We start from the raw sequence: 25,823 nt of genomic DNA on the forward strand, positions 1-25,823 counted from the left end.
CCGGCCCGTGTCCTTGGCGTGACAGTGTCAGATTTCGAGGCGTTCTACCGGGGCGCCGCCCCGCGGCTGGTGGTGACCCGGCTGACCGTGGGTCGGGCCGCCGCACTGTGTGGGCTCAGCCGCTGCGCTCGGCTCAGGGGCGGATGAAGGCGATCATCGGCGTGGTCGTCGCGACCTGCAGCATCAGGGCCGCGGCGACCACGGCGAACGGCCACACCCGGGGCGAGCGGGCGCACGCCCAGGCCACCGGGATCATCAGGAACACCGCGAGGAAGATCCAGAGCCGGGTGGTCTCGCCACGGTTGATCCCGACCAGGTCGAGGAAGGCCAGCACGGCCAGCCCGGACAGGGTCAGCGCGGCGATCGGGCGGGCCGCCCCGCGGCGCACCGCGTCCCAGGCGGCGTACCCGATCAGCACGATGGCCGCGATCCCGGCGCAGAGGGCGAAGTCGCCGAGGTTGCGCACCACCCACACGTCGTACGGCCGGTGCGCGCGCTCGTTGAAGTCGGTCGCGTCGGCGAGCACCTCGGCGAGGTTGACGAACAGGTCGTAGCCGAACACCAGCTTCAGGCCGAGGTACGCCCCGGCGAACGCGGCCAGCGTCAACGAGACCAGCTTGAGCAGCCCCAGCCCGTCGAGCCGCCGCCGGTGCAGCGCCAGCGCGGCCAGCGCCGCGAACGTCAGCCCCATCACCAGCGGCAGCGGCTCGAAGAAGAACACCAGGTAGAGCGACGCGCCCAGGCCCACCGCCCAGCCCCAGTGCGCGTGGCGCAGATAACGGGTGAACAGCCACAGCGACAGCAGGATCGGCACCGGCGAGACGGCGTTGAGGATGGGCAGGAAGTACAGCCGACCCGGCACCAGCAGGCACAGGATCAGGGCGTACAGCGCCACCCGGCGGTCGCCGAGCACCTCGCGCACCACCAGGTAGACCAGCAGCGCGCCCAGGCTGGACACGGCCGTGACGGCGATGCCGAGCGCGGCCGGGTTCGTGGTGACGGTGCCCAGCAGGTGGTAGAGCAGCGTCTTGCCGGGCATGTTCGAGCGGGCGTGCTGCGGCAGCGCGTGCACGATCTCCTCGAAGCGCGTCAGGTACTCGTACGCGGTGAAGCGCAGCGACGGCGTGTAGAACGAGTTCGCCCGGTCGCTGCCGACGATCGCGCCCAGCGACGCCTCGTCGGCGGCGCGCACGACCAGCTGCAGCGGGACGGCGGCAGCCAGCCACATGCCGAGCGCGAGCCGCTCCCGTCGCGCGCCGAGGCGGTGGGTCAGCCACAGCAGGGCCAGCACCGCGGCCACGCCGCCCGCGAACGGCAGCAGCATCTCCCAGGAGAACGTGTGGACGTAGCGGTAGCGCCACGCGCCCGCCCGCGAGCCCGCGGGCAGCAGCCGCAGCGCGGCCAGCACCGCGGCGACGACGGTCAGCCCCGCTCCTGCCAGCACGGCGATCGCGACCGGACGCGGGGTCCGGCCCGCGGCGGGCACGGGCGTGGGCGCCGGCGCGGCGGGGCGCGTCCGTTCGGCGGTGAGCAGCGAGCCGTCGTGCACGTTCGATCCCTTCGATGACGGGTCGACTTCGAGCCCGCGCACACGTGGGGCGCAGGTCCGGGTCACTCATCAAGAACGGTCCGCTCGCGGGCGGGATACGCCGGTGTACGCCCGACGGTCAGTCCGTGCGGCCCGGCGGTCCGCAGCGCCGCTGCGCGGCGGCCGGGGCGGGTTAGGGTGTTCGCCGGAGTGGGCGAGCGACCCGGGAGGCTCGGATGAGTGCGGTGCGTGAGGCGTACCTGCAGGCCGCGACTTCGGTGGCGACCCTGGTCGGCGACCCCGCCGTGGCCGCGGCCTGGGCGAAGCCGGGCGCGCTGGCCGGATTCACCGTCGCCGGGCTGGCCGGGCACCTGGCCGCCCAGGTGGTGAACGTGCCCCGGGTGCTGCGCGCGCCGGCTCCGGACGGGCCTCCGGTCGCGCTGGCCGATCACTACGGCCGGGTGCGGTGGATCGGCGCCGACCTCGACGCCGACGTCAACGTGCAGATCCGCCAGGGCGGCGAGGCGGTCGCCGGGGGCGGCCCGGTGGCGCTGGTGGAGCAGATCCGGCTCGCCGTGTCGGAGCTGCGGGCGCTGCTCGCCGAGGAACACGCCGATCGCCTGGTCAGCCCTCCCGCAGGGCCGTGGGCGATGGGGTTGGACGACTTCCTGGTGACCCGGCTCATGGAGATCACCGTGCACTCCGACGACCTGGCGTACAGCGTCGGCGTGCCCACGCCCGACCAGCCGCCGACCGTGTTCGGACCGGTGCTGGCGCTGCTCGGCGAACTCGCCGTGCGCCGCCACGGGCAGGCCGCGGTGATCCGCGCGCTGAGCCGCGCCGAGCGCGCACCGGAGAGCATCACCGCGTTCTGAGCGCGGTCGGACCTGCGAGGGGACCCTCTGATGAGGCTCGACATCGACTCCACCAGCACCGTGCCGCCGTACGAGCAGGTGCGGGCGGGAGTCGCCGCCATGATCGCCGACGGAAGGCTGGCCCCGGGCGCGCACCTGCCCACGATCCGGCAGCTCGCCGCGGACCTCGGCCTGGCCGTGAACACCGTGGCCCGCTCCTATCGTGAGCTGGAGGCCGCGGGCCTGGTGGTCAGCCGGGTGCGGCACGGCACCACGGTCGCCGAGCGCCGCCCCGACCTGCCGCCTGCCGAGGCGATGGCCCGGCTCGACGAGGCCGCGCGGGCCTACCGCACCGCGGCCCGCGCGCTCGGCGCCACCGTGGAGGGGGCGATCCAGGCGCTGCGCCGGGTGGATGCGGAGCCGCCGGCTGCCGACCGGCCGGGCCGCGCCTGACCACCGCCGCGGTCGAGGTGATGACCTGGTGGTGCCCGCCCGGCACGACGGCCGCCCCGGGCCGCGCGATCACCCTGCCCGGTTGATGCCGCCGGATGGACATTCCGGTCATATGCTGGCGGTGTGGCGGACGGAGGCTCGGATCGCTACCTGGCGATCTCAGATCATGGGCTGATCGGGGACATGCGCAGCGTGGCGCTGGTCGGCATGAACGGCACCATCGACTGGTACTGCTGCCCGCGGTTCGACTCGCCCAGCGTCTTCGCCTCGCTGCTGGACGCCGACCGCGGCGGGCGGTTCGAGCTGGCCGCGGCCGTCCCGGCACGGACCAAGCAGTTCTACTTCCCGGACACCAACGTCCTGATCACCCGCTTCTACGCCGACGAAGGCGTGGGCGAGATCCAGGACTTCATGCCGATCGTCGGCGACCCCACCGAGGCGGGACGGCACCGGCTGATCCGCCGCGTGGTCTGCGTACGCGGCACGCTGCCCTTCGCCGCGCTGGTCGCGCCCCGCTTCGACTACGGCCGCCGGGCGCACACGCTGCACCGTGACGGCGACCGGGTGGTGTTCAGCTGCGAGGTGCTGTCGCTCGCCCTGACCAGCAGCGTCGAGGTCACGACCGACGACGGGGACGCGCGGGCGGCCTTCACCCTCGGCGAGGGCGAGACGGCCGTGTTCGCGCTGGACCGGGTCTCCGACCAGGTGCGTCCCCGGTCCTGCCCGCTCGCGGAGGCGGAGGACCAGTTCACCGAGACGGTGCGCTACTGGCGGCGGTGGCTGTCGACCTCCCGCTACCGTGGCCGGTGGCGGGAGATGGTGAACCGCTCGGTGCTGACCCTGAAGCTGCTGACCTACGCCCCGACGGGGGCGATCGTCGCGGCCGCCACGACCAGCCTGCCCGAGCAGCTCGGCGGGGAGCGCAACTGGGACTACCGCTACGTGTGGATCCGTGACGCCGCGTTCTGCCTGTACGGGATGCTGCGGCTGGGCTTCACCGAGGAGGCCGCGGCGTTCATGGACTTCCTGGACCGCCACGTCGCGCTGCGCGGTGACGGCCCCGACGGCCCGCTGCAGATCATGTACGGCATCGACGGCCGTACCGACCTGCCCGAGCAGGAGCTGACGCACCTGGAGGGATACCGGGGCTCGGCTCCGGTGCGCATCGGCAACAACGCCGTCGGCCAGTTGCAGCTGGACATCTACGGCGCCCTGATCGACTCGATCTACCTGTACGACAAGTGGGCGCACCCGATCTCCAGCGACCGCTGGGAGGAGGTCACCGGGCTGGTCGACTGGGTGTGCGGCAACTGGGACCGGCCTGACGAGGGCATCTGGGAGACTCGCGGCGGTCGCCGGAACTTCCTCTACTCACGGCTCATGTGCTGGGTCGCGATCGAACGGGCGATTCGCATGGCCGTGCACCGCGGCCTGCCGGCGAACCTGCCCCACTGGCGGCAGACCCGCGACGACGTCTACCACCAGATCATGCGCAAGGGCTTCTCGACGGACCGGCAGTCGTTCGTGCAGCACGAGGACGCCGAGGTGCTGGACGCGGCGCTGCTGATGATGCCGATGGCGAAGTTCGTCTCGCCGACCGATCCGAAGTGGCTGTCCACGCTGGACGCCCTCGCCGAGGACCTGGTCTCCGACTCCCTGGTCTACCGGTACGACCCCGCGGTCAGCCCCGACGGCCTGCGGGGCGTCGAGGGCACCTTCTCCATGTGCTCGTTCTGGTACGTCGAGGCCCTGTCCCGGGCGGGCCGGCTGGACGAGGCCCGCCTCGCCTTCGAGAAGATGCTCACCTACGCCAACCATGTCGGCCTGTTCGCCGAGCAGATCGGCAAGACCGGCGAACAACTCGGCAACTTCCCCCAGGCCTTCACCCACCTCTCCCTCATCTCCGCCGCCTACAACCTCGACCGCGCCCTCGGCTGACCCCGCCACGATGTGGGCGGGGCGGTGCGGCGGGGGGCGTGGCGGTCCGGAGGTTGTTAGGCTGGGCGGTGGGCCGTGACTGGCGCGCTGGGATGGGTCACCATCGGGGAGCGGCTCCGTCGTCGTGACGCTGTGCCGAGCGCCTGGGCCTCTTCCGTATCGTCTAGGAGGTCCGATGTCTGACGCGTCCCTGTCCAGCGAGTCCCTGGCCTACCGCCACGCCCTGGACGCCATCCGCGCCGTCGAGCCGGCGGTCGCCGCCGCGATCGGCGCGGAGCTGCACGACCAGCGCGAGTCGCTGAAGCTGATCGCCAGTGAGAACTACGCCTCGCCCGCGACGCTGCTGGCCATGGGCAACTGGTTCAGCGACAAGTACGCCGAGGGCACCGTCGGCCGCCGCTTCTACGCCGGCTGCAAGAACGTCGACACCGTCGAGGCGCTCGCCGCGCAGCACGCCCGCGAGCTGTTCGGGGCGCAGCACGCGTACGTGCAGCCGCACTCCGGCATCGACGCGAACCTGGTCGCCTTCTGGGCGGTGCTCGCCCAGCGGGTGGAGAGCCCGGCGCTGGCCAAGGCGCAGGCCCGCCACGTCAACGACCTGAACGAGGCCGACTGGGCGGCGCTGCGCCGCGAGCTCGGCGACCAGCGCATGCTCGGCATGTCGCTGGACGCGGGCGGCCACCTCACGCACGGCTTCCGCCCCAACATCTCCGGCAAGATGTTCGAGCAGCGCAGCTACGGCACCGACCCGGCGACCGGCCTGGTCGACTACGACGCGCTGGCCAGGTCGGCGCGCGAGTTCCGGCCGCTGATCATCGTGGCGGGCTACTCGGCGTACCCCCGGCTGGTGAACTTCCGGATCATGCGGGAGATCGCCGACGAGGTCGGCGCGACCCTGCTGGTGGACATGGCCCACTTCGCGGGCCTGGTCGCGGGCAAGGTGCTGACCGGCGACTTCGACCCGATCCCGAACGCGCAGATCGTCACCACCACCACGCACAAGTCGCTGCGCGGCCCGCGCGGCGGCATGGTGCTGTGCCAGACCGAGCTGGCCGACCAGGTCGACCGCGGCTGCCCGATGGTGCTCGGCGGCCCGCTGCCGCACGTCATGGCGGCCAAGGCGGTAGCGCTGGCCGAGGCGCGCCGGCCGGAGTTCCGCGACTACGCCCAGCGCATCGTCGACAACGCGCAGGCGCTGGCCCAGGGCCTGCTGCGGCGCGGCGCGAAGCTGGTCACCGGCGGCACCGACAACCACCTGGTGCTGCTCGACGTGTCGTCGTACGGCCTCACCGGCCGCCAGGCCGAGTCGGCGCTGCTGGACGCGAACATCGTCACCAACCGCAACGCGGTGCCGCAGGACGCCAACGGCGCCTGGTACACCTCCGGCATCCGGCTGGGCACCCCAGCGCTGACCACGCGCGGCCTGGGCACCGCCGAGATGGACGAGATCGCCGACCTGATCCACACCGTGCTGGCGGGCACCACGCCCGGCACGACCGACGGCAAGCCGTCCAAGGCCGCGTACGTGCTGGCCGACGGTGTCGCCGACCGGGTCGCCGGGCAGACCACCGACCTGCTCAAGGGCTTCCCGCTGTACCCGACGATCGACCTGGGCTGAGCATCGGGCAAAGGCGCGGGCACGGGCCCGCGCCTTTGCCGTGCCCACCACGGGTTGCCGGGCGACTTGCCGTCGCGCGCATGGTGGCGGCGGTTCTTGACGGGCCGGCAGCGCTGGCACAGGGCGTCTACATTGACCCGATGGAGTCAATGATCCTTCTCTTCGTGGTGCTGGCGTGCATCGTCCTGGTCGTGGCCGGCATCGCCGTCGCGGTCATCGCCGCGACGCGCGCCGGGAGCCGGGGGCAGGCACAGAAGCGCCGTCCTGCCGGGTTCCACGGCCCCGTCCACACCTCGTCCGGTGACCCGGTGTGGACCGACGAGCACACCTGGCAGCACAACGTCGGCAGCGGCGGCTCGTCGGGCGACTCGGGTGGCGGCTGGTCGGGCGGCAGCGCCGACTCCGGTGGCGGCGGCTGGTCCGGTGGCGGCGCCGACTCCGGTGGCAGCTCGTTCGGCGGTGGCGGCGGTGGCAGCGACTCGGGCAGCAGTAGCAGCAGTTCCTAGGGGGTATGCGGAAAGGCCCCGTCCCCGCCGTGCGGCGGGAACGGGGCCTTCGTCGTATGGAGCCGTCAGCGCTTGGCCGGCGCTCCGCCCACCTTGTCGACCGCGACCAGCGAGAACTTGTCGTTGACGTCTGCGCCCACGAAGGTCACGTCACCGGCCTTGTAGTAGCGGCAGATGCCGACGTCGAGCACGAGCGGCTTGGTGCCGTGCTCGCAGGCGACCGCCCGGTATCCCGGGGTGACCTGCAGCGAGCTGATGTTGTCGTTGCCGGCTCCGTCGAGGTCGTCGTGCGACGCCTCGAAGATGCCCAGGCCCAGGGCGGACTTGCCGCCCTTGAAGGCCTGGTCGGCGTAAGCGGTGGCGTTCGTGCCCTTGACCGGCTCGCCGGAGACGAGCAGCAGCGAGATGTTGTCGTCCAGGTCGGTGCCGGTCAGCGTGTGCTCGCCCGGCGGGAACGACCGGCAGCGGCCGAGCGTGGCCAGGCCGGTCCCGGTGCTGCCGTCACCGGCGCAGGCGACGGCCCGGTAGCCGGGCTCCAGGCGCAGCGACGTGATCGCGTTGTCGCCGACCTCGGCCAGCTCGCCGCGGGTGCCCTCGTAGACACCGGCCTCGAAGCTCTGGCTCTTGCCCTTGGCCTTGGCCTCGGAGAACACGGCCAGCGGCGGCCCGACGACGCCGATCAGCGAGATCTTGTCGTTGAGCGCGCCGATCGTGGCGTGCTCGCCGCTGCCCAGGATGCGGCAGACGCCGAGGTCGGCGCCGGCCGAGCGGTCCCTGTCGCAGGCGATCAGCCGGTATCCCGCGCCGATCTTCAGCGAGCTGATCGACGTGTTCTCGCCACCGGTGAGCTCACCCGCGACCGACTCGTGCATGCCCGCGCCCAGCGGCTGCGCGGTGCCCTTGAGGCCGGTCTCGCCGTAGCCGACGACACCCTTGCCCTCGACCGGGCCGCCGAAGACGGTCAGTGACGAGAACTTGTCGTTGAAGTCGCCGAGCGCGCCGTGCTCGCCGGGCCCGAAGTAGCGGCAGGCGCCGAGGTCGGGCGCGGTCGCCGGGCTGTCGCAGGCGACGGCCCGGTAGCCGCCGGCCACCCGCAGGGAGCTGACGGTGTTGTCCTTGACCTTGCCGAACGCGGCGGTGTCGAAGATGCCGGTGCCCAGGCCCTTGGACTCGCCCTTGAACCCGCTGTCGGAGTACAGCGTCACCGGCGAGCCGGTGTCCTTGCGCACGTACCGCACGCGCAGCACCTTGGCGCCGGAGTCGGTGGCGTCGCCGCTCTTGGTGTACAGCGTGGTGAAGTAGAGCCCGTCGGGTCCCGGGGCGAGGCCGGCGACGCTGGTCTTGCCACTGCCGGTGTACTCGATCAGGGTCTTCGGGTCGTCGACCGAGCCGTCGTCGTTGAACGAGAACTCGACGATCTTCTTGCCGCGGCGCTGCGGGCCGCTGGCGTAGGTCGGGCCGCTCAGGGTGACGAAGCCGTTGCCGTACTTCTCCTGCGGGAAACCGGCCGCGTGGTAGACGTCCTTCTCGGTGAACGCGATGTTGACCGGTCCCTGGGTCTCCTTCCAGTTGTAGAGGGCGTTCTTGGTCAGGCCGCTCGCGCCGCCGGTCCAGTGGTAACGGCCGCCCTTGGTGATCCGGGCCAGCCGGTCGTTGACAGACGGGCCGTTCTCCACCGAGTAGTGCTGCTTGTCGGCCAGCCGCCAGGCCCCGCCGAACGGGTTGCGCAGCCCGTACGCCCAGATGTAGTCCTTGGCCTGGAACTTGCCGGTGCCCTTGTAGAACGGGTTGTCGCTGGGCGCCGTGCCGTCCAGGTTCATCCGCAGCACCTTGCCGCGGAACGAGTCCATGTCCTCGGCGGTGTCGGCGACGAAGCCGTCACCCATGTGCACGTAGAGCTTCTTGTCGTCCGGGCCGAAGCTCAGGTTCGAGATCTGGTGCGAGGTCGACTGGGGCTCGTCCGGCGCCTTGAAGATCGTGGTCTTGGTGGCGGCGGTCATGCCGCCGTCGGCGCTGTGGAAGCGCACGATCTTGGGCAGCAGGTCGCCGTCGTCCTTGTAGAGCATGGACACGAACAGGTCGCCGGTCTCCGGCTCGACCACGATGCCGGTCACGCCCATCTCGCCGGTGCCCGGGAACTGCGCGCTCGGGTCGAAGTCGAGCAGGTCGTCGGCGTACGTGTGCTTCTTGAAGTCGCCGGTCACGACGCGGATGCGGCCGTACAGCTCGGTGACGTAGAACAGCGGCTTGGTGGGGTCGCCCGAGTAGTTCGGCACCATCGCGATGTTCACCGGCAGCGCCAGGTCGCCGGTGACCTCCTCGACCACGAAGCCGGGCTGGTGGACCTTCCAGTCGCCCGCGCCGGGCAGCGGCTTGCGCTCGACGTCGGTCTTGAACGGCCGGCTGGAGTACGCGCTCCACGCGCCGCTCGCGTCGCGGTGCCGCACGCGCAGCGTGTAGGCCTTGTCCGGGATCAGGTCCTTGCGGCCGGTGAAGGAGTTCTCGAACACCCCGTCGCCCAGGTGCACATGCACCCGGCCGGTGCCGCTGGCGCAGGAGTCGAACCAGACCCGCTCGCCGGAGCCGGCGTTGCCGGCCCAGATCTCCCAGTCGGTGCACAGGTGGGCGTCGCCGGCGTCGTTGTTCTGCATCGCCCGCGTCTCCATGTGCACGTCGGCGGCGCTGAGCAGTCTGTTGTCCTTCTCCGGTTCGGTGATGACCGGGGCCGCGGGGCCCGCGGCGCGGGCGGCGACCGGGGCCGGCGCGGCCGCGGTGCCGAACATCAGGACAGCGGACAGCAGTGAGGTGCCGAGCGCGCCCGCTCTCAATCCGTTATTCATGCTGGATATGCCTCCTGAAATGTCAACAAATGCGACAAACCAGGTCAGGCTACCTATAGCGCAGAGTGGGATAAAGCGCACGCGCCGTGCGGGGGACGTCTCGGCAATGTCGGCGGTCGACCGGTGCGCGTCGCGCGTGCGGGGAGGAGTGCCCGCGCGGCGCGCCCGGCCGCCATGGGGCTGCGACGGGGGACGCGCTCACCATGGACGGATGATGGGACCAGCAGGGGTGCGTCCTGCTGGTCCCACTGGTGATAGCGCCGGGCGTCGCCCGCGTGTCACGCGCGTGCCGTCAGCTGGGTTTCGTCTTCTTCGCCGACGGCGCGGGGTTGGCCTTGCTCGGCCTCGGCGAGGGCCCGTTGCCGGGATTCCCGCTGGGCCGGGAGGCGTTCGGCTCGATCAGGGCGGTGCAGTAGCCGGTCAGGTCCTGCCCGGCCGCCGCGGCGACCAGCGCGGCGTACATCGGGCTGTCCGTCGCCTTCGGCCTGTCCTTGTCCGCGGTGGCCAGGAACGAGCGGCACAGGCCGTGCAGGTTCGCCGCCGCCGAGGGCAGTGCCGAGGGCGAGCCGCTCGGCGACGGCGTGCCGCTCGCCGACGGCAGGGCGCTGTGGCCCGGCGTGGTGCCCGGCCGGGACTTCGACGGCGACACCGGAGACTGCGGGCCGATCGGGAACGGGTTGGGCAGCACGCCCGAGTGGGCCGCGAACGCGACGCCGCCGACCGTCAACGCCGCGACGATCGCCCCGACCTTCAGCGCCAGGGCCCGCCGCAGCGTGTGCCGCTTGCGCGCCACCGGCTGCGGGTACGCGGCGCGGAAGGCGGCCAGCACCGTGGGCGCCCCGGCGAGCTCCTCGGGCCGCCCCGGGGCGGCGGCACGGGCCAGCAGGTCGCCGACCGGTCCCTGGTCGGCGACCTGGGTTCGGGCACCGTCGAGCAGCCGCTCGCTCGTGCCGGGGTCGATCCCGCCGGTCGTGGAAAAGTCGCTCATGTCACCTCGTTGAGCGTCGGGTCCGCGCCGGGTGTCACTGCATCGCCACCGTGACGTGCGCCACCCAGCACCTCGGCCAGCCGCCGCAGCCCTCGGTGCGCGGCCATACGCACCGCGCCGGACCGCTTGCCGAGCACGTCGGCGGCCGACTGGGCGTCCAGGCCCAGCACCGCCCGCAGCAGCACCGCCTCGGCCTGGTCGGCGGGCAGCGAGGCGATGAGCGACAGCGCGCCGTCGGTAGTCATCGACTGCTCGGCGGAGGCCGCGGTGTCGTCGGCGGCGGGCAGGTGGGCCATCGCCTCGACGGGGAACGGCACCGACGGTCGGCGCTGGTGGTGGCGCAGGTGGTCCATGGCCCGGTGCCGTCCCACCGTCGCCGCCCAGCGCCGGAAGCCGCCCTCGTCGCCACGGAACGTGTGCAGGTCGCGCACGATCTGCAGCCAGGTCTCGGAGGCGACGTCCTCGGCGTCCGAGCCCACGAGGACCCGCAGGTAGCGCAGCAGTCCCGGCTGAACGGCCAGGTAGAGGCTGTTGAACGCCGCCTCGTCGCCGTGCCGGGCCGCATCGACCGCCGCCGTCAGGTCGGCAGCAGGAGGCCGCAGCTCGGTCACCGGCAGCTCCCCTCCCACACGTCTCTGAGCGCTTGATTGTGCACACATCGCACCCGACTGTGCGAACCGGCTGACCCCGGTCCTGAGATACGCGTCACCCGGTGTGACGAACGGCGGGCGCATGGCGCTCTACCGGTGGCGCATGTCATGCGCGGTGACAGGCCTCCTCCGGGGGCGAGGGCTAGGTCAGGGCAGCAGGGGATGAGCAGAAGAAAAGGCGCGAACCGGCCGGTGTTCGTGGACCGTACGGGCCGCAGGCGGCGCCTGTTCACCGTGCTCGCCGCCGGTGGCGGAGTGGCGCTCACGCTGATGCTGGGCATCGTGGTGGCGGGATTCCTCGGGGTGGAGGGGGCGGGGCTGCCCGGCCTGCCCCAGTTGCTGCCCGACCGTCCCGCGGCCGAGGATTCGCCCAGCCCGGCGCCCGCCGCCTCGACGCCGGAGCCGCGGCCGCAGCCGCTCACCGGGCCCTCCGCGTCGCCGACGAAGACCACCGGCAAGCCGAGCGAAGCGGCCACCCCCTCGTCGTCCGCCCGCGGCAACCGGCCCACCGACCGGCCGCACCCGACCGCCTCGAAGAAGAAGTAGCGATGTCGCGACACGCGAGACGGCGCGAGTCCCCGCGCCGCGCGCCCAAGGCGCACTGGCTGCTGCTGGCGCTGTCCCTGGCACTGGCGCTGGCCGGGCTGTCGCTCAACGGCTACGTCGAGCACATCGGCGCGGAGGGCAGCGGCCCGCACCCGGTCACCGACGAGCGCCCCGCCCCGGACGAGGTGGTCGACGGCGGCCCGGTGCAGCGGCTGGCCGCCGACGGCACGGTGACCACACGCGCGATGCCGGCCAAGACCATCGCGCTGACCTTCGACGACGGCCCCGACCCGCGCTGGACCCCCGCGATCCTCGACGTGCTGCGCCGCCATGACGCGGCCGGCACCTTCTTCACCGTCGGCGCGCAGGTCAACCAGCACCCGGACGTCGCGCGGCAGATCGTCGACAGCGGCAGCGAGATCGCCGCGCACACCTTCACCCACCTCGATCTGACCGCCGCGCCGGCCTGGCAGCGTACGGCGGAGACGACGCTCACCGGCAACGCCATCGCCGCCGCGACCGGCCTGCGCGCGACGCTGATGCGCCCGCCCTACTCGGCGACCCCGGACGCGGTGACCGTCCCCGCGTACGAGGCGATGCGGCAGGCCGCCGACGAGGGGTACCTCACCGTGCTCGCCGACCTGGACACCAAGGACTGGAGCCGGCCCGGCGTCGACGCCATCGTCGCCGCGGCCACGCCCGCGGGCGGCGCGGGCGCGATCGTGATGATGCACGACGCGGGCGGCGACCGTGCGCAGACCGTGGCCGCCCTGGAGATCCTCATCCCGAGGCTGCAGGAGCAGGGCTACCGCTTCACCACCGTGTCGCAGGCCATGGCGCTGCCCGCCGCACCGGCCGCGTCCGCCGGGCAGCGGGTGCGCGGACAGGCCCTGCGGTTCGCACAGCTCGGCGCGGGCTGGCTGGCCGGCGCGATGACCTGGCTCATGCTGGCCGCGGTCGTGCTCGCCGTGCTGCGGCTGATCGTGCAGGTCTGGTGCGCCCGCGTGCATGTGCGCCGGGTGCGCAAGCTGTCCCGTCGGCGCAAGCGGTACGTCGGGGCGGTGTCGGTGATCGTGCCCGCCTACAACGAGTCGGCCAACATCGAGGCGACCGTGCGCTCGCTGATCGGCGGCGACTATCCGAACGTCGAGGTCATCGTCGTCGACGACGGCTCCACCGACGGCACCGCCGAGCTGGTGCGCCGCCTGCGGCTGCCCAACGTGTACGTGGTCGAGCAGGAGAACGCCGGCAAGCCGACCGCGCTGAACACCGGCGTCATGTTCGCCCGCGGCGACATTCTGGTGATGGTCGACGGCGACACCGTCTTCGAACCCGACGCGATCGGCGAGCTGGTGCAGCCCCTGGCCGAACCGGCGGTCGGCGCGGTGTCCGGCAACACCAAGGTGGCCAACCGCGGCGGGCTGCTGGGCCGCTGGCAGCACCTGGAGTACGTGATCGGCTTCAACCTGGACCGCCGGATGTTCGACGTCCTGCAATGCATGCCGACCGTGCCCGGCGCGATCGGCGCGTTCCGCCGCGAGGCGGTGGTCGACGTCGGCGGCGTCTCCACGCAGACCCTGGCGGAGGACACCGACTTCACCATGGCGATCATCCGGGCCGGGTGGCGGGTGGTGTACGCGCCCGACGCCATCGCCTGGACCGAGGCCCCGGCCTCGCTGCGGCAGCTGTGGCGGCAGCGCTACCGGTGGTGCTACGGCACGATGCAGGCGATGTGGAAGCACCGCCGGGCGCTGACCGAGGGCGGGGCGTCGGGGCGGCTGGGCCGCCGCGGCCTGTCCTACCTGACGCTGTTCCAGGTGCTGCTGCCGCTGTCCGCGCCGATGGTCGACGTCTACGGCGTGTACGGCGCGATCTTCCTGCCCCCGACGCAGGTGGCGGCGGTGTGGCTGGGCTTCACCCTGGTCCAGGTGCTGACCGCGGCGTACGCCCTCAAACTCGACGGCGAGCGCTACGGCCCGCTGTGGAGCCTGCCGTTGCAGCAGGTCGTGTACCGGCAGCTGATGTACCTCGTGGTGATCCAGTCCACGGTCATGGCCCTGGTCGGCGACCGCCTGCGCTGGCACCGCATGACCCGCACCGGCGCTGCCACCGCCCACGCCCGCACCAACGCCTGACCCGCCACCGACCCCGGTGGTCGGCTCCACGTTGATCGTTCGACTTGCCTGGCACCTGTGCGTATCTTGACCCCGCATTCGCCCACCTGCCAGGCAAGTCGAACGATCATGGTAAACCTGGGGGAGTGACGTATCGGCATCTGTTGACGCCTTAACGGTGAACCTTCTTTCCGGTTTCTGTTCGGGCATCTTCAACGGAGGTCCTCATGAGACGCCTCGCGCTGCTCCTCGCCGTACTGATCGGGCTGGCCGGTCCGCTGCCCGCGGCGGCCGCGCCCCCGTCCGCGCCGCAGGCCGCGGCGGTCACGCCGATCCAGATCTACGGTGCCTGGCACTGCGGCAACGACGCCTGCCTGTGGGCGACGCCGCGGTCCGTGGCCGAGTTCGACAGCCAGAACCACTGGCTCGTCGACCGCGGTGACGGCCGGCCGTCGGTCAACCTGGTCGTGCTCAGCTTCGTCAACCCGCTGAAGCTGCTGAACCAGACCACCGACGCGGCCACCGTCAACGGCGTGCCGCGCGGCATGACGCAGGAGATCGTCAACCACTTCACCTCGCGCGGCATCCGGGTGATGCTCTCCATCGGCGGCATCACCTACACCGACGACTGGGACACCGCGCTCGCCACGAACGGCACGCTGCTCGGGCAGCGCGCGGCCGCGGTGGCGACGCAGTTCGGGGTCGGCATCGAGATCGACTACGAGCAGAACAGCAGCCCGAACGTCGCGGCCCTGCAGAGTTTCATCACCGCGTACCGGGCGGTCCACCCGTACGACGCGAGCGGCGCGAACCCGCGGGCGCGGCTGACCATCGACGTGGCCGCGGGCGACCGCTGGCTGATCGCGCTCAACCAGAAGGCGACCGCCGACTGGCTGCGCACCGACAACCCGGTGCTGGACTGGGCCAACGCGATGGTGCCCGCCCGGCAGCCGTCGGCGTCCACGGCGCAGGCCAACTGGCAGGAGCACATCGACGGCAAGCCGCAGTACAACCCGCCGGTGCCGCCGCTGGCCCCGGCGAAGTTCACCGGCGGGCTCTACATCGCCGAGGGCAGCAAGGTCCGCGCGGAGTGTACGAACTTCGCGAACTCGGTGCAGCAGGCGACGGCCCCGTACGTGCAGTCGGTCGCGCCGAACGGTGCGGGCACCACGGCGGGCATGCTGGGCTTCATGTTCTGGGCCGCGGAGAAGCCGTCTACCCGCGGGATCGGCACCGCCCCGCCGAACACCTGTGAGGGCGGCATGGGCGTCGGCGCGACCAGCCTGAACATCCCCGTGCCGATGCCCCCGCTGCGGCAGAGCTGACCGGCACCAGGTCCCGGCGCCCACCTGTCGCCGGGACCCGGAGAACATCAGTGGGGCCCGGTGCGGACGCACCGGGCCCCACCTGCCGTCACGCGCGGTACGCGGTCCAGGCGTCGAGCATGCGGGTCGCCTGGCCCGCGGTGAACTCGAACATGCAGGCGTCGTCGGTGTAGTCCATGAAGTTGTGGATCGGGTCCAGGCCCGGCTTGCTCTTGCAGGTGTCCAGGTTGGTCGGGCACCCGAAGGCGGCGGCCTTCTCCGCCGGGGTGTCGGCGACCTGGTCGCCCTGGCCGTTACAGCCGCCCTGGAAGGTGTGGTACAGGTTCAGCCAGTGGCCGATCTCGTGGGTGGCGGTGTCGCCCAGGTTGTACGGGCTGGCGTTGCCGCCCGGCAGCGACTCGGCGAGGATCACCGCACCGTCGTACGAGGTGATGTTCGACTGGGGGAAGGTGGCCCAGCCGAGCAGGTCCTGGCTGAGCAGGCCGGTGTAGATGTTCAGGGTGCCGTCGCCGCCGACGCGCAGCGCCGCCTTCATCGCCTTCTCCGCGTTGGAGTTGTAGACGATCGGGTACCAGGCGGCGTTCGTCACCCGGTTGATCGACTGCAGTTGGAACGCGAACGCCGTCGCCGCGCCGCCGGTGCCGCCGGAGTACGCCTGGTTCAGTACGCTGATCTGGTTGTTGATCATCGAGTCGGGGATGTTGCCGTTGGCGCGGGTGCCGTCCTCGGAGATCACGTGCACGACCACCGGGATCGTGACGGTCGCCGCCAGGGCGGCGGCCCCGGACGCGCGGGCCTTGCCCTTGGCCTTGAGTGCGGCTTCGAGGGCCTTCTCGTTGGCGGCCACCTGCTCCGTGGTGAGCTCGTTGGGGTCTTGCTTGGCGGAGCCGCCCGGCTTGGCCTTCGCCGCCGCGGCGGGCTCCGCGCACACCGGCGCGGGCGCCGCGGCCACACCGACCGCTGCCCCTCCGGTGAGCGTGGACGCCGCGACGAGCGCGGTCAGCCCGAGTGTGCTGAGGGAGCGCCTCAGGTTCATCGATTCACCTCTCCTGCCCCTGGCGCGGTGGGGTAGTCCGCGCCGTTCCCATGCATGTGGGAGGGACGCTAGAGCTGATCGATGGAGATCGAAATCATGTGTACGGATGGGGGCGTTGTCGCGGCCGTGTCACGGATACGCGATGACACTCCGATGTGGCTGGACGACGCCACGTCACGATTCCCGTGCCGGTCAGCTCAGCCTCCGGCGCAGGTGTTGGTGCCGCCGCTGCGGGAGTAGCAGCCGGTGGGTGTGACGTCGGGAGTCGGGGTGCCGCCGGAGGCGCGCATCCCGCTCGTGCACACCGCGAGCAGCAGCGTCGCGGCGAGCAGCGCGGCGCCGTTCCCGCGCTTGCCGCGCTGCAGCAGCAGGAGCAGCGCGCCCGCGCCCTGAATCGCGAGCACCGCGTTCAGCCAGCCGATGGTCAGCCGAAGCTCCGCCGCGTTGTCCGCCGGCGTGTCCCAGCCGCCGAACAGCTCGAATTTCGACAACGCCAGCCCGGCCAATGCGCCGACCCACGCGATGAGAAGGAGATATCCGAGCATCTCCGGCAGCCCCGCGTAGCGACGCGAAGGGCTGCCGTCCGGCCGGGTCGGCGATGTCGTCGGCGTCATGCGGGAGAGTGTGCCCGCTGCTCGCCGGCTCCGCTGTCCCTGTCGACTGCGCCGTGTTGTCGCACAGCTCGGGGACTGCCGTCGTTCACGCGAAGAGCAGCCACTTCCGTCTGCCGGGTGGGGTGGGCTGCCGGCCGGCCATGAGGAGTTCCGCCGTCGCCTGCCAGGTCGCCTGGCGGCTCACCCGTGAGCAGACGCGGCAGCGGCCCGTTCGTTTCCTGTTGCGGTGGCGGTGCAGTTCCTCGTAAAGGAACGCTGCCCGCTTGTCGCTGATGGGCTCCATGCCGCTTACTCCTCACCGACCAGCGCACCCCGCCGCCCGGTCTCGGTGGGCGCGAACGGCAGGGGCGGTTCTGGAGGCGGGCTGGGGTGCGTTCCAGCCCGCCCGTGAGCCCCAAGTGCCGACCGGAGGCTCTTCTGCAACCTACTGTAAGAGGTTGTAGAGCCACAAGACTTGATTGCCATGAAGCAACTAGACGTGATCAACTCGGGTAGCCGACCCGAGGAAGTCACCATGCCTGCCATCCCGATGAGCTCTGCGCAGATCGCCGAGGACATCACTGCCCGAATCGCGGCTGGCGAGTACGCCCCGGGCAGTCAACTCCCGACGATTGCGCAGCTCGCCAGCCTCTACAACGTCAGCGACGGAACGATCTCGCGCGTGATGATCGTGCTCCGCACCCGCGGAACGATCGTGGGGGTTCCGGGACGCGGCACGTTCGTGCCGGAGCAGGGCTGACGGCGTCAACTTGGCCGTTGTGCAGGGCAAACCGGGTCTGCATGAGCCTGGGTCGGGGTAGAACTGCACTGTGGCCGACAAGCTCGCGCCGTACCGGGGGAAGCGGTCGGCGGCGCGTACGCCCGAGCCGGTGCCCCCGGCCGGGCCGCTGCCGCGCGGGCATGACGACACCTTCGTCATCCAGGAGCACCACGCCCGTGCGCTGCACTGGGACTTCCGCCTGGAGCACGGCGGCGTGCTCGTCTCCTGGGCCGTCCCCAAGGGCCTGCCGCTGGATCCGAAGGAGAACCGCCTCGCGGTCCACACCGAAGACCATCCCCTGGAGTACGCGGACTTCGCCGGTCACATCCCCGAGGGCGAGTACGGCGGGGGTGAGGTCGCCATCTGGGACCGGGGCACCTACGACCTGGAGAAGTGGAGCGATCGCGAGGTCAAGGTCGTGCTGCACGGGCACCGGGTGCAGGGGCGCTACGTGCTCATCCAAACCAGGGGCACGCAGTGGTTGATGCACCGCATGGACCCGCCGCCGGCCGACCGGACCGCACCACCCGACCTGGTCAGGCCCATGATGGCGACGCTGGGAGAGCTGCCGCCGAAGACGCAGGACGGCCGCTACGGCTACGAGCTGAAGTGGGACGGGGTACGAGCCGTCGTCTACGTGGAGGGCGGCCGGGTGCGTGCCATGAGCCGCAACGACCTCGACATCACGGCGGCGTATCCGGAGCTGCGCGCGTTCGGGGAGGCGCTCGGCTCGACGACCGCGGTGTTCGACGGCGAGCTGGTGGCGTTCGACCGCTCGGGGCGGATCTCGTTCGGCGCGCTCCAGCCGCGGATGCATGTGCAGGACGCGGCGCGGGTGCGCCGGCTGGCCGCGCAGACGCCGGTCACCTACGTCATCTTCGACCTGCTGCACCTGGACGGGCGGGACACCACGAAACTGCCCTACCGGCAGCGGCGGGAACTGCTGGAGGGGCTGGGCCTGTCGGGGGCGCACTGGGACACCCCGCCGTACACCGAGGGCGGCGGGACGCGGCTGCTGGCGACCTCGCGGGAGCAGGGCCTGGAGGGGGTCGTCGCGAAGCTGCTGGACTCGGTGTACGAGCCGGGGCGGCGGTCACGGGCCTGGATCAAGGTGAAGAATTTGCGTACGCAGGAGGTGGTCGTCGCCGGTTGGCGTTCCGGTCAGGGCAATCGAGCCGACACGGTCGGGGCGCTGCTGCTGGGGATTCCCGGGCCGGACGGGTTGCGCTACGTCGGCTCGGTCGGCACCGGCTTCACCCGGCAGATGCTCGACGACCTGCGGCAGCGGCTGTCCAAGCTGGAACGTAAGACGTCGCCGTTCGCGGCGGGGCCGCCGATCCGGGAGGCGCGCGACGCGCACTGGGCGACGCCGAAGCTGGTCGGCGAGGTGCGCTTCACCGAGTGGACCCGCGACGGCCGCCTGCGTCATCCCGCCTGGCGTGGCCTGCGCCCGGACAAGGCCCCGTCCGACGTGGTGCCCGAGTCCTGACCCGGCTCACGCCGTCCATCCCGGAGCGGCCCGCAGGCCTACCTCCGCAAGCTCCCCTCATCCGCGCAGGTCAGCGCCCTGCGATGTTAAGAAGGTGCCCTTCCTCTACGCATAGCGATAAGAAGGTGCCCTTCCTTACCTGCCTAGGAGGGGGATGTCGAGGAGGCCGGCGTGGTAGTCGCGGACGGCCTGGGCCAGTTCGTCGATGCTGAGCTGGCCGTCGTGGTTCTCGTCGATCTGGTCGAACGCCTCCTCGGCGTGCGGCTTGGTGACGCCGATGGCCTCGATCCAGCGGCGGAACTCGGCCGGGTTGACCTGGCCGTCGCCGTCGGTGTCGCACAGGTCGAGGGTGGCGCTGATGGTCGGGCGCAGCACGGTGCTGAAACCGGTGTTGCCCATCAGGATGATCTCGGTCTGCGCGATGCGGTCGAACTGCTTGGCCGACAGCGTGTCCTCGGGCGCCAGGCTCGCCTTGGCGGCCAGGTACTCCCACATCGCCAGGTACGAGTCGAGCACGGCCCGGCCGCGCGGGGACTGCTCGTCCTCGCCGAACGCCGCCACGATGCGCCGCCCCTCGGCCTCGAAGTCCGACCGGTCGACGTGGCCGTTGCCGTCGGTGTCCCACAGCCGGAACCGCCGCGCGAGCCGCTCGCTCCGAACGTCCAACATGTGTCGCACCCCCTGCTCTACCGGCGCGAACGCCGATCCGGAACCGAAGGCCGTATGGGAACCGGGTGAGCCACGCGGAACCCGAGGCCTGACAGGACACTACCAAGCGCGGGGAACCGGCGGCGGAGCGTTGCGATTCTGTGACAGAGTGTGTTCGGAGCCGGTCGCGGCGGGTTTGCCGAACGCCGTACCGGGGAATGGAGTCGGCTATGGCCCGGCCTCGCATCGTCATCGTCGGAGCGGGATTCGCGGGCTTCCACGCTGCCCGCACCCTGTCGCGCCGGTCGCGCGGCCACGCCGACATCACGCTGATCAATCCGGCGGACTACCTGCTCTACGTGCCGCTGCTGCCCGAGGTGATGGCCGGCCTGCTGGAGCCGCGCCGGATCGCGGTGTCGCTGACCGGCACGCTGCGGCACGTGCGGCAGGTGCCCGGCATGGTCACGAACGTCGACCTGGCGACCCGGCGGCTCGACTACACCGGCCCCGAGGGCGCGGCGAACACGATCGACTACGACCGGCTCGTGCTCACGCCGGGCAGCGTCAACCGGCTGCTGCCCATCCCGGGCGTCGGCATGTACGCGCACGGGCTGCGCGGCCTGGCCGAGGCCATGTTCCTGCGCGACCACATCACGCTGCAGGTGGAGCTGGCCGCGCAGGCCACCGACCCGGAGGAGCGCCGCGCCCGCTGCACCTTCGTCGTGGTCGGCGCCGGGTACACCGGCACCGAGGTCGCCGCGCAGGGGCAGCTGTTCACCGACGCGCTGGCCAAGTCGCTGCCCCGGCTGCGGGAACGGCCCCGCTGGCTGCTGCTGGACACCGCCGAGCGGGTGCTGCCCGAGCTGGACCCGCGGCTGTCGCGCACCGCCGCGCGGGTGCTGGCCCGGCGCGGGGTCGACGTGCGGACGCGCACCTCGGTGCGCGAGGCCGAGGCCGAGGGCGTGCAGCTCACCGACGACTCGTACGTGCCCACGCGCTCGCTGATCTGGTGCGTCGGCGTGCGCCCCGACCCGCTGGTGGACGGGCTCGGGCTGCCGTCGGCAGACGGCCGCCTGATCGTCGACGAGTACCTCTCGGTGCCCGGCCACCCCGAGGTGTTCGCCTGCGGCGACGCCGCCGCCGTGCCCGACCTGACCCGTCCGGGCCACCACACCCCGATGACCGCCCAGCACGCGGTGCGGCAGGGCCGGGTCGCCGCGCACAACGTCGCCGCCTCCTGCGGGGTCGGCACACGCAGGCCGTACCGGCACCACGACCTGGGTTTCCTCGTCGACCTCGGCGGGCTGGACGCGGCCGCGAACCCGTTCGGGGTGCCCCTGTCCGGGCTGCCCGCCTCGCTGGTGACCCGCGGCTACCACCTGCTCTCGCTGCCCGGCAACCGGTCCCGGGTGGCCGCCGACTGGCTGCTCGACGCGATCCTGCCCACCCCGTCGGTGCGCCTCGGCCTGGTCCCACCCCAGACCGCGGAACTGCAGGTGAACTGCGAACCGGTACCCGACCCGGGCCGCCACGCCGCCGCCACGTCCCCCCAGATCCCCGCCGGCTTCGTCCCCGCCGCCGACGGTCACCCGCCGCCCGACGAGCGCTGAGCAAGAACCAACCCGTTCTATCATAGACGTTGGCCTATCTGATCGAGTTTTCGAAGATCGAACTCGATCAGATAGGCCAACGTCTATGTATGGCGCGGGTGGGTGTCCGGCCGGGGCCAGCGGGTCAGGCGGTGGCGGGGACGGGCTGGTGCTCCGGGTGCGGCTGGGCGGTCTGCCGCGGCTCGCGCAGCAGGGTGTACGCGACCGCGAAGGCGGCCACCATGAGCCCCGCGCCGACGGTGTACGCCAACCGGTACCCGCCGGTCAGCGCCTCCGCCTGGCTCGCACCCCCGGCCAGCGCGTGCCCGGTGTGCCCGGCGGCCAGGGTGGACAGCACCGCGACGCCGACCGCCATGCCGATCTGCTGGGTGGTGTTGAACAGGCCGGAGGCGAGCCCGGCGTCGTCCGGCCCCGCGCCGGACATGCCGAGCGTGGTCAGCGCGGGCAGGGCGAGCCCGAACCCGGCCGCCAGCAGCATCGCCGGGAGCAGGTCGGTGACGTACGACGCGTGCACGGGGACGCGGGCCAGCAGCCCGAGCAGCACGATCAGCAGGGCCAGGCCGGTCAGCAGCACCCGGCGCTCGCCGAAGCGGGTGTTGAGCCGGGCCGAGACGCCCAGCGACACCGCGCCGATCACCAGCGCGGCGGGCAGCATCGCCAACCCGGTCTCGCCCGCGCTGTAACCGAGCACCTTCTGCAGGTACAGCGCGGTGATGATCTGGAACGAGAAGAGTGCCGCGACCATCAGCATCTGCACCAGGTTCGCCCCGGTGACGCTGCGCGAGCGCAGGACGCGGGGCGGCATCAGCGGCCGCCGTGCGGTGGCCTGCCGGACCGCGAACGCGGCCAGCAGCAGCGCGGCCACCGCGCCGGTGAGCAGTGTCCGAGCCGATGTCCAGCCGTGCTCCTCGACCTTGACCACGGTGTAGATGCCCAGCATCAGCCCGGCCGTGACCAGCAGTGCCCCAATCGCGTCGGCTCCGGCGGCCAGCCCCAGGCCGCGGTCGGCGGGCAGCACCGCGACGGCGACCGCCAGGGCGGCCACGCCGATCGGCAGGTTGATGAAGAAGATCCAGTGCCAGTCGAGCGCGTCGGTGAGTACGCCGCCCAGCACCTGGCCGAGCGAGGCTCCGGCCGCGCCGGTGAAGCTGAACACCGCTATCGCCTTGGCCCGCTCGGCGGGCTCGGGGAACAGGTTGACCAGGATGCCCAGCCCGACCGCGGCGGCCATGGCGCTGCCCACGCCCTGGCCGAAGCGGGCGGCGATGAGCAGCGCCGGGGTGTCGGCGAGTCCGGCCAGCAGCGAGGCGGCGGTGAACACGGCGGTTCCGGCCAGGAAAAGGCGGCGGCGGCCGATGAGGTCGCCGAGCCGCCCGGCCAGCAGCAGCAGGCTGCCGAACGCGATCAGATAGGCGTTGACCACCCAGCTCAGGCCGGCGGGGGAGAAGCCCAGATCCTGCTGGATGGCGGGCATCGCGACGGTGACGATGCTGCCGTCGAGGACGGTCATCAGCAGCCCGGTCGCGATCACCCCCAGGGCGGTCCAGCGGGAACGGGGTGGGGCGGACGAGACGGGCGTGGACATGCGGTCCTCCTGTGGACGGTGCCGTTAGGAGTGACCGTAGCGGATAGTTTTGTTGCAGACAATCTTTTACGGGACCAGGTTGGCTACTGGCGGGCCCGCCGCACCGGCTGCGGGGACTCGGCGGGGGTGGCCAGATGTCCGCCGACCAGTCCTTCCAGGGCGCTCAACAGGGCCTCGCGCTGCGCCGCGGGCAGCGCCGCCAGCGCCTGTTCGTGTACCCGGTCGACGATCTCCTGGCTCCGCGCGGCCACCTTCGCGCCCTCCGGGGTCACCGCGATGATCCGGGCCCGCCGGTCGGTGCTCGACGCGCGGCGCTCGGCCAGCCCGGCCTTCTCCAGCGCGTCGACGGTGACCACCATCGTGGTCTTGTCCATGTCCCCGAGCGCGGCGAGCTGGATCTGGGTGCGCTCCTCCTCCAGCGCGTGTACCAGCACGCAGTGCATCCGCGCGGTGAGCCCGATCTCGGCCAGCGCCGCGGCCATCCGGCTGCGCAGCACGTGGCTGGTGTGGTCCAGCAGGAAGGACAGGTCGGGGCGGGTGCGGGTGGGCGCCATGGCGGTCATGCCCGCCAGTGTACGCAAATTCGATCCGTAGCAGATTATCTGCGCTGGTCAGCCACGCGACGGCTTGCGGGCGGGCACGGGCAGGCCGAGCTGCTCGCGGATGGCGCGCTGCACGGCGCCCTTGGCGGCCCGGGCGTCCACGCTGATCACGAGTTCCTTGCCGCGGAACAGCTCCAGCGCCGGGTCGGTCTTGGCGTGGTAGTCGGCCAGCCGGGAGGCGAGCGCCTCCTCGGTGTCGTCGGCGCGGCTGACCAGCTCGCCGCCGCAGGCGTCGCAGCGGCCCTCGCGGGCCGGGCGGTGCTCGATGAGGTTGTAGTCCATGCCGCAGGTCGAGCACAGCCGCCGGGCCAGCACGCGGCGGCGCACCTCGCTGTCGGGCAGGTCGAGGTGGATCACCGCGTCGACGTCGTAGCTCTCCAGGAAGAACTGCGCCTGGCGGCGGTTGCGGGGGAAGCCGTCGAGCACGAAGCCGTAGTTCCAGTCGTGCAGCGCCATCCGGTCGCGCACCACGGATTCGGTGGTGGCGTCGTCGACCAGGTCGCCGGCGTTCATCGCCCGGCGCACCTGTGCCCCGAGCTTGGTGTGGTACTGCACGTGCCAGCGGTAGATGTCGCCGACGCTGATGTGCACCAGGTCGAAGTCGGCGGCCAGCTGCTTGGCCTGGGTGCCCTTGCCGCTGCCCTGGACACCCATGATCACGTACTTGCGCACACATGAAGTCAACCACGGGCGGGTATCGGTGATGAGTGATTTATGACGCCGAGCACACCGGGTGGGGGTACGTTTCCAGCGTGGGGCCATCCGTTGAGGACCATGCCGGTGCGGTACGCGCGCTGCGGGCGCAGTACCAGGCCCTGCCTCGCTCCGAACCGGTGCGGCTGGCCAAGCGCACGTCCAACCTGTTCCGCTTCGGCCGCCCGGACACCGGGCCCGGCCTGGACGTGAGCGCCTTCGACTCGGTGATCTACGTGGACGAGACCGAGCGCACCGCCCAGGTGCAGGGCATGGTCACCTACGAGCGGCTGGTCGACGAGACCCTGCGTTTCGGGCTGATGCCGCTGGTCGTGCCGCAGCTCAAGACCATCACCATCGGCGGGGCGGTGGCCGGGCTGGGCATCGAGTCGTCGTCGTTCCGCAACGGGCTGCCGCACGAGTCCGTGCTGGAGATGGAGATCCTCACCGGCGACGGGCGGGTGGTCGTCGCCCGGCCCGACAACGAGCACGCCGAGCTGTTCCGCGCGTTCCCCAACTCGTACGGCACGCTCGGCTACGCGCTGCGGCTGACCATCGAGCTGGAGCCCGTGCAGCCGTACGTGCGGCTGCGCCACCGCCGCTTCGACAACGCCGCCGCCTGCTTCGCCGCGCTCGACGAGCTGTGCAGCACGGGCCGCGACGGCGACGCGCGCGTCGACTTCCTCGACGGCACCGTCTTCCACGGCCGCCAGATGTACCTGACCATCGGCACGTTCACCGACACCGCGCCGTGGACCAGCGACTACACCGGCCAGGAGATCTACTACCGGTCGCCGTCCCGGCGGCCCATCGACTACCTCACGGTGCGCGACTACCTGTGGCGCTGGGACACCGACTGGTTCTGGTGCTCGCGGGCCTTCGGCGCGCAGCATCCCCTGGTGCGCAGGCTGTGGCCGAGCCGCTACCGGCGCTCCGACGTCTACCACCGCATCGTCGGGTTCGACCGCAGGCACCGGCTCAGCGCCCGGCTGGACAAGGTGCGCGGACGGCCGCCGCAGGAGGCCGTGGTGCAGGACGTCGAGGTGCCGGTGCGCCAGGGCCCGGAGTTCCTGGACTTCTTCCTCGGCGAGGTCGGCATCACCCCGCTGTGGCTGTGCCCGCTGCGGCTGCGCGATCCCGTGCCGTGGCCGCTCTACCCGCTCAAGCCCGACGACCTGTACGTCAACTTCGGGTTCTGGTCCAGCGTCGCGCGGCGGCCGGGCCAGGCCGCGGACTTCCACAACCGGCTGATCGAGGCGCGGGTCGACGCGCTCGGCGGCCACAAGTCCCTCTACTCCACGGTGCACTATCCGCGTGAGGAGTTCTGGGAGCTCTACAACGGCCCCGCGTACGCGGCGGTGAAGGGCGAGTACGACCCGGACGGTCGGCTGCCCGACCTTTACGACAAGTGTGTTCGGTGAGGTCG

23 protein-coding genes and 1 riboswitch are annotated in these 25,823 nt (G+C 71.8%); of the genes, 12 read left to right on the forward strand and 11 right to left on the reverse strand.

Features of this window, described 5'->3' with window-relative positions; translation table 11 throughout:
- Positions 1-133: 133 nt before the first annotated feature.
- Positions 134-1,549 carry a hypothetical protein gene (locus tag HAV39_RS22075; RefSeq protein WP_191841056.1) on the reverse strand — a complete coding sequence of 472 codons (1,416 nt, stop codon included), beginning with the start codon at positions 1,547-1,549 and terminating at the stop codon, positions 134-136.
- A 215-nt stretch (positions 1,550-1,764) separates the two neighbouring features.
- Between HAV39_RS22075 and HAV39_RS22080 the strand changes: the two genes are divergently transcribed.
- From HAV39_RS22080 to HAV39_RS22100, 5 genes are all read left to right on the forward strand, one after another.
- Positions 1,765-2,403, forward strand: a complete 639-nt coding sequence (locus tag HAV39_RS22080) for a maleylpyruvate isomerase N-terminal domain-containing protein (protein WP_191841057.1) — start codon at positions 1,765-1,767, stop codon at positions 2,401-2,403.
- A gap of 30 nt (positions 2,404-2,433) precedes the next feature.
- A complete protein-coding gene (locus HAV39_RS22085) occupies positions 2,434-2,835 on the forward strand; it encodes a GntR family transcriptional regulator (protein ID WP_191841058.1) in 402 nt (133 codons plus the stop codon).
- A gap of 123 nt (positions 2,836-2,958) precedes the next feature.
- Complete coding sequence (locus HAV39_RS22090; RefSeq protein WP_275413892.1) at positions 2,959-4,773, forward strand: glycoside hydrolase family 15 protein; 1,815 nt, start codon at positions 2,959-2,961, stop codon at positions 4,771-4,773.
- A 65-nt stretch (positions 4,774-4,838) separates the two neighbouring features.
- Positions 4,839-4,929: riboswitch (ZMP/ZTP riboswitch) on the forward strand.
- A 19-nt stretch (positions 4,930-4,948) separates the two neighbouring features.
- Positions 4,949-6,391 carry a glycine hydroxymethyltransferase gene (locus HAV39_RS22095; protein WP_120315892.1) on the forward strand — a complete coding sequence of 481 codons (1,443 nt, stop codon included), beginning with the start codon at positions 4,949-4,951 and terminating at the stop codon, positions 6,389-6,391.
- A 140-nt stretch (positions 6,392-6,531) separates the two neighbouring features.
- A complete protein-coding gene (locus tag HAV39_RS22100) occupies positions 6,532-6,897 on the forward strand; it encodes a hypothetical protein (RefSeq protein ID WP_191841059.1) in 366 nt (121 codons plus the stop codon).
- Positions 6,898-6,962: 65 nt separating this feature from the next.
- Here the strand turns inward: HAV39_RS22100 and HAV39_RS22105 are convergent, their stop codons facing one another.
- The 3 genes from HAV39_RS22105 to HAV39_RS22115 form a co-directional block, all read right to left on the reverse strand.
- Positions 6,963-9,737 carry a PQQ-dependent sugar dehydrogenase gene (locus HAV39_RS22105; protein WP_191841060.1) on the reverse strand — a complete coding sequence of 925 codons (2,775 nt, stop codon included), beginning with the start codon at positions 9,735-9,737 and terminating at the stop codon, positions 6,963-6,965.
- Between the two features lie 292 nt (positions 9,738-10,029).
- The gene (locus tag HAV39_RS22110; RefSeq protein WP_191841061.1) at positions 10,030-10,725 is read right to left on the reverse strand and encodes a hypothetical protein; all 696 of its coding nucleotides are present in this window, start codon (positions 10,723-10,725) and stop codon (positions 10,030-10,032) included.
- Positions 10,722-11,336 carry an RNA polymerase sigma factor gene (locus tag HAV39_RS22115; protein WP_239120094.1) on the reverse strand — a complete coding sequence of 205 codons (615 nt, stop codon included), beginning with the start codon at positions 11,334-11,336 and terminating at the stop codon, positions 10,722-10,724. Before HAV39_RS22115 ends, HAV39_RS22110 begins: the two co-directional genes overlap by 4 nt.
- A 201-nt stretch (positions 11,337-11,537) precedes the next feature.
- Here HAV39_RS22115 and HAV39_RS22120 point away from each other — a divergent pair, with 201 nt between their 5' ends.
- From HAV39_RS22120 to HAV39_RS22130, 3 genes are all read left to right on the forward strand, one after another.
- Positions 11,538-11,921, forward strand: coding sequence for a hypothetical protein (locus tag HAV39_RS22120; RefSeq protein ID WP_191841063.1), 384 nt, complete (start codon positions 11,538-11,540; stop codon positions 11,919-11,921).
- A gap of 2 nt (positions 11,922-11,923) precedes the next feature.
- Positions 11,924-14,056 (forward strand): bifunctional polysaccharide deacetylase/glycosyltransferase family 2 protein, encoded by a 2,133-nt coding sequence (locus HAV39_RS22125; protein ID WP_191841064.1) that lies wholly within the window; start codon positions 11,924-11,926, stop codon positions 14,054-14,056.
- A gap of 206 nt (positions 14,057-14,262) precedes the next feature.
- On the forward strand, positions 14,263-15,360 hold the full coding sequence (locus HAV39_RS22130) for a glycoside hydrolase family 18 protein (RefSeq protein WP_239120092.1): 1,098 nt from the start codon (positions 14,263-14,265) through the stop codon (positions 15,358-15,360).
- An 88-nt stretch (positions 15,361-15,448) separates the two neighbouring features.
- Here HAV39_RS22130 and HAV39_RS22135 read toward each other — a convergent pair whose 3' ends face one another.
- The 3 genes from HAV39_RS22135 to HAV39_RS22145 form a co-directional block, all read right to left on the reverse strand.
- Positions 15,449-16,396 (reverse strand): zinc metalloprotease, encoded by a 948-nt coding sequence (locus tag HAV39_RS22135; protein WP_191841065.1) that lies wholly within the window; start codon positions 16,394-16,396, stop codon positions 15,449-15,451.
- 197 nt (positions 16,397-16,593) lie between these two features.
- A complete protein-coding gene (locus tag HAV39_RS22140; RefSeq protein WP_191841066.1) occupies positions 16,594-17,010 on the reverse strand; it encodes a hypothetical protein in 417 nt (138 codons plus the stop codon).
- Positions 17,011-17,095: 85 nt separating this feature from the next.
- Positions 17,096-17,293 carry a hypothetical protein gene (locus HAV39_RS22145; RefSeq protein ID WP_191841067.1) on the reverse strand — a complete coding sequence of 66 codons (198 nt, stop codon included), beginning with the start codon at positions 17,291-17,293 and terminating at the stop codon, positions 17,096-17,098.
- Positions 17,294-17,473: 180 nt separating this feature from the next.
- On the opposite strand from HAV39_RS22145, the gene HAV39_RS22150 reads away from it, so the two are divergent.
- Both HAV39_RS22150 and ligD read left to right on the forward strand, forming a co-directional pair.
- Positions 17,474-17,749, forward strand: a complete 276-nt coding sequence (locus tag HAV39_RS22150) for a winged helix-turn-helix domain-containing protein (protein WP_373311555.1) — start codon at positions 17,474-17,476, stop codon at positions 17,747-17,749.
- A 70-nt stretch (positions 17,750-17,819) separates the two neighbouring features.
- A complete protein-coding gene (ligD, locus tag HAV39_RS22155; protein WP_191841068.1) occupies positions 17,820-19,259 on the forward strand; it encodes a non-homologous end-joining DNA ligase in 1,440 nt (479 codons plus the stop codon).
- A gap of 135 nt (positions 19,260-19,394) precedes the next feature.
- Here the strand turns inward: ligD and HAV39_RS22160 are convergent, their stop codons facing one another.
- Positions 19,395-19,928, reverse strand: coding sequence for an EF-hand domain-containing protein (locus HAV39_RS22160; protein ID WP_191841069.1), 534 nt, complete (start codon positions 19,926-19,928; stop codon positions 19,395-19,397).
- Between the two features lie 209 nt (positions 19,929-20,137).
- Here HAV39_RS22160 and HAV39_RS22165 point away from each other — a divergent pair, with 209 nt between their 5' ends.
- Complete coding sequence (locus HAV39_RS22165; protein ID WP_191841070.1) at positions 20,138-21,517, forward strand: NAD(P)/FAD-dependent oxidoreductase; 1,380 nt, start codon at positions 20,138-20,140, stop codon at positions 21,515-21,517.
- 124 nt (positions 21,518-21,641) lie between these two features.
- On the opposite strand, the gene HAV39_RS22170 is transcribed toward HAV39_RS22165, so the two are convergent.
- The 3 genes from HAV39_RS22170 to HAV39_RS22180 all read right to left on the reverse strand — a co-directional run bounded on the left by HAV39_RS22170 (position 21,642) and on the right by HAV39_RS22180 (position 24,376).
- A complete protein-coding gene (locus HAV39_RS22170) occupies positions 21,642-23,102 on the reverse strand; it encodes an MFS transporter (protein WP_191841071.1) in 1,461 nt (486 codons plus the stop codon).
- An 83-nt stretch (positions 23,103-23,185) separates the two neighbouring features.
- Complete coding sequence (locus tag HAV39_RS22175) at positions 23,186-23,665, reverse strand: MarR family winged helix-turn-helix transcriptional regulator (RefSeq protein ID WP_191841072.1); 480 nt, start codon at positions 23,663-23,665, stop codon at positions 23,186-23,188.
- A 48-nt stretch (positions 23,666-23,713) separates the two neighbouring features.
- Positions 23,714-24,376 carry an adenylate kinase family protein gene (locus HAV39_RS22180; RefSeq protein ID WP_191841073.1) on the reverse strand — a complete coding sequence of 221 codons (663 nt, stop codon included), beginning with the start codon at positions 24,374-24,376 and terminating at the stop codon, positions 23,714-23,716.
- An 80-nt stretch (positions 24,377-24,456) separates the two neighbouring features.
- Between HAV39_RS22180 and HAV39_RS22185 the strand changes: the two genes are divergently transcribed.
- On the forward strand, positions 24,457-25,818 hold the full coding sequence (locus HAV39_RS22185) for an FAD-binding oxidoreductase (RefSeq protein ID WP_203736062.1): 1,362 nt from the start codon (positions 24,457-24,459) through the stop codon (positions 25,816-25,818).
- Positions 25,819-25,823 lie beyond the last annotated feature (5 nt).

This window comes from Catellatospora chokoriensis (genome assembly GCF_011297315.1).
Taxonomy (GTDB): domain Bacteria; phylum Actinomycetota; class Actinomycetes; order Mycobacteriales; family Micromonosporaceae; genus Catellatospora; species Catellatospora citrea.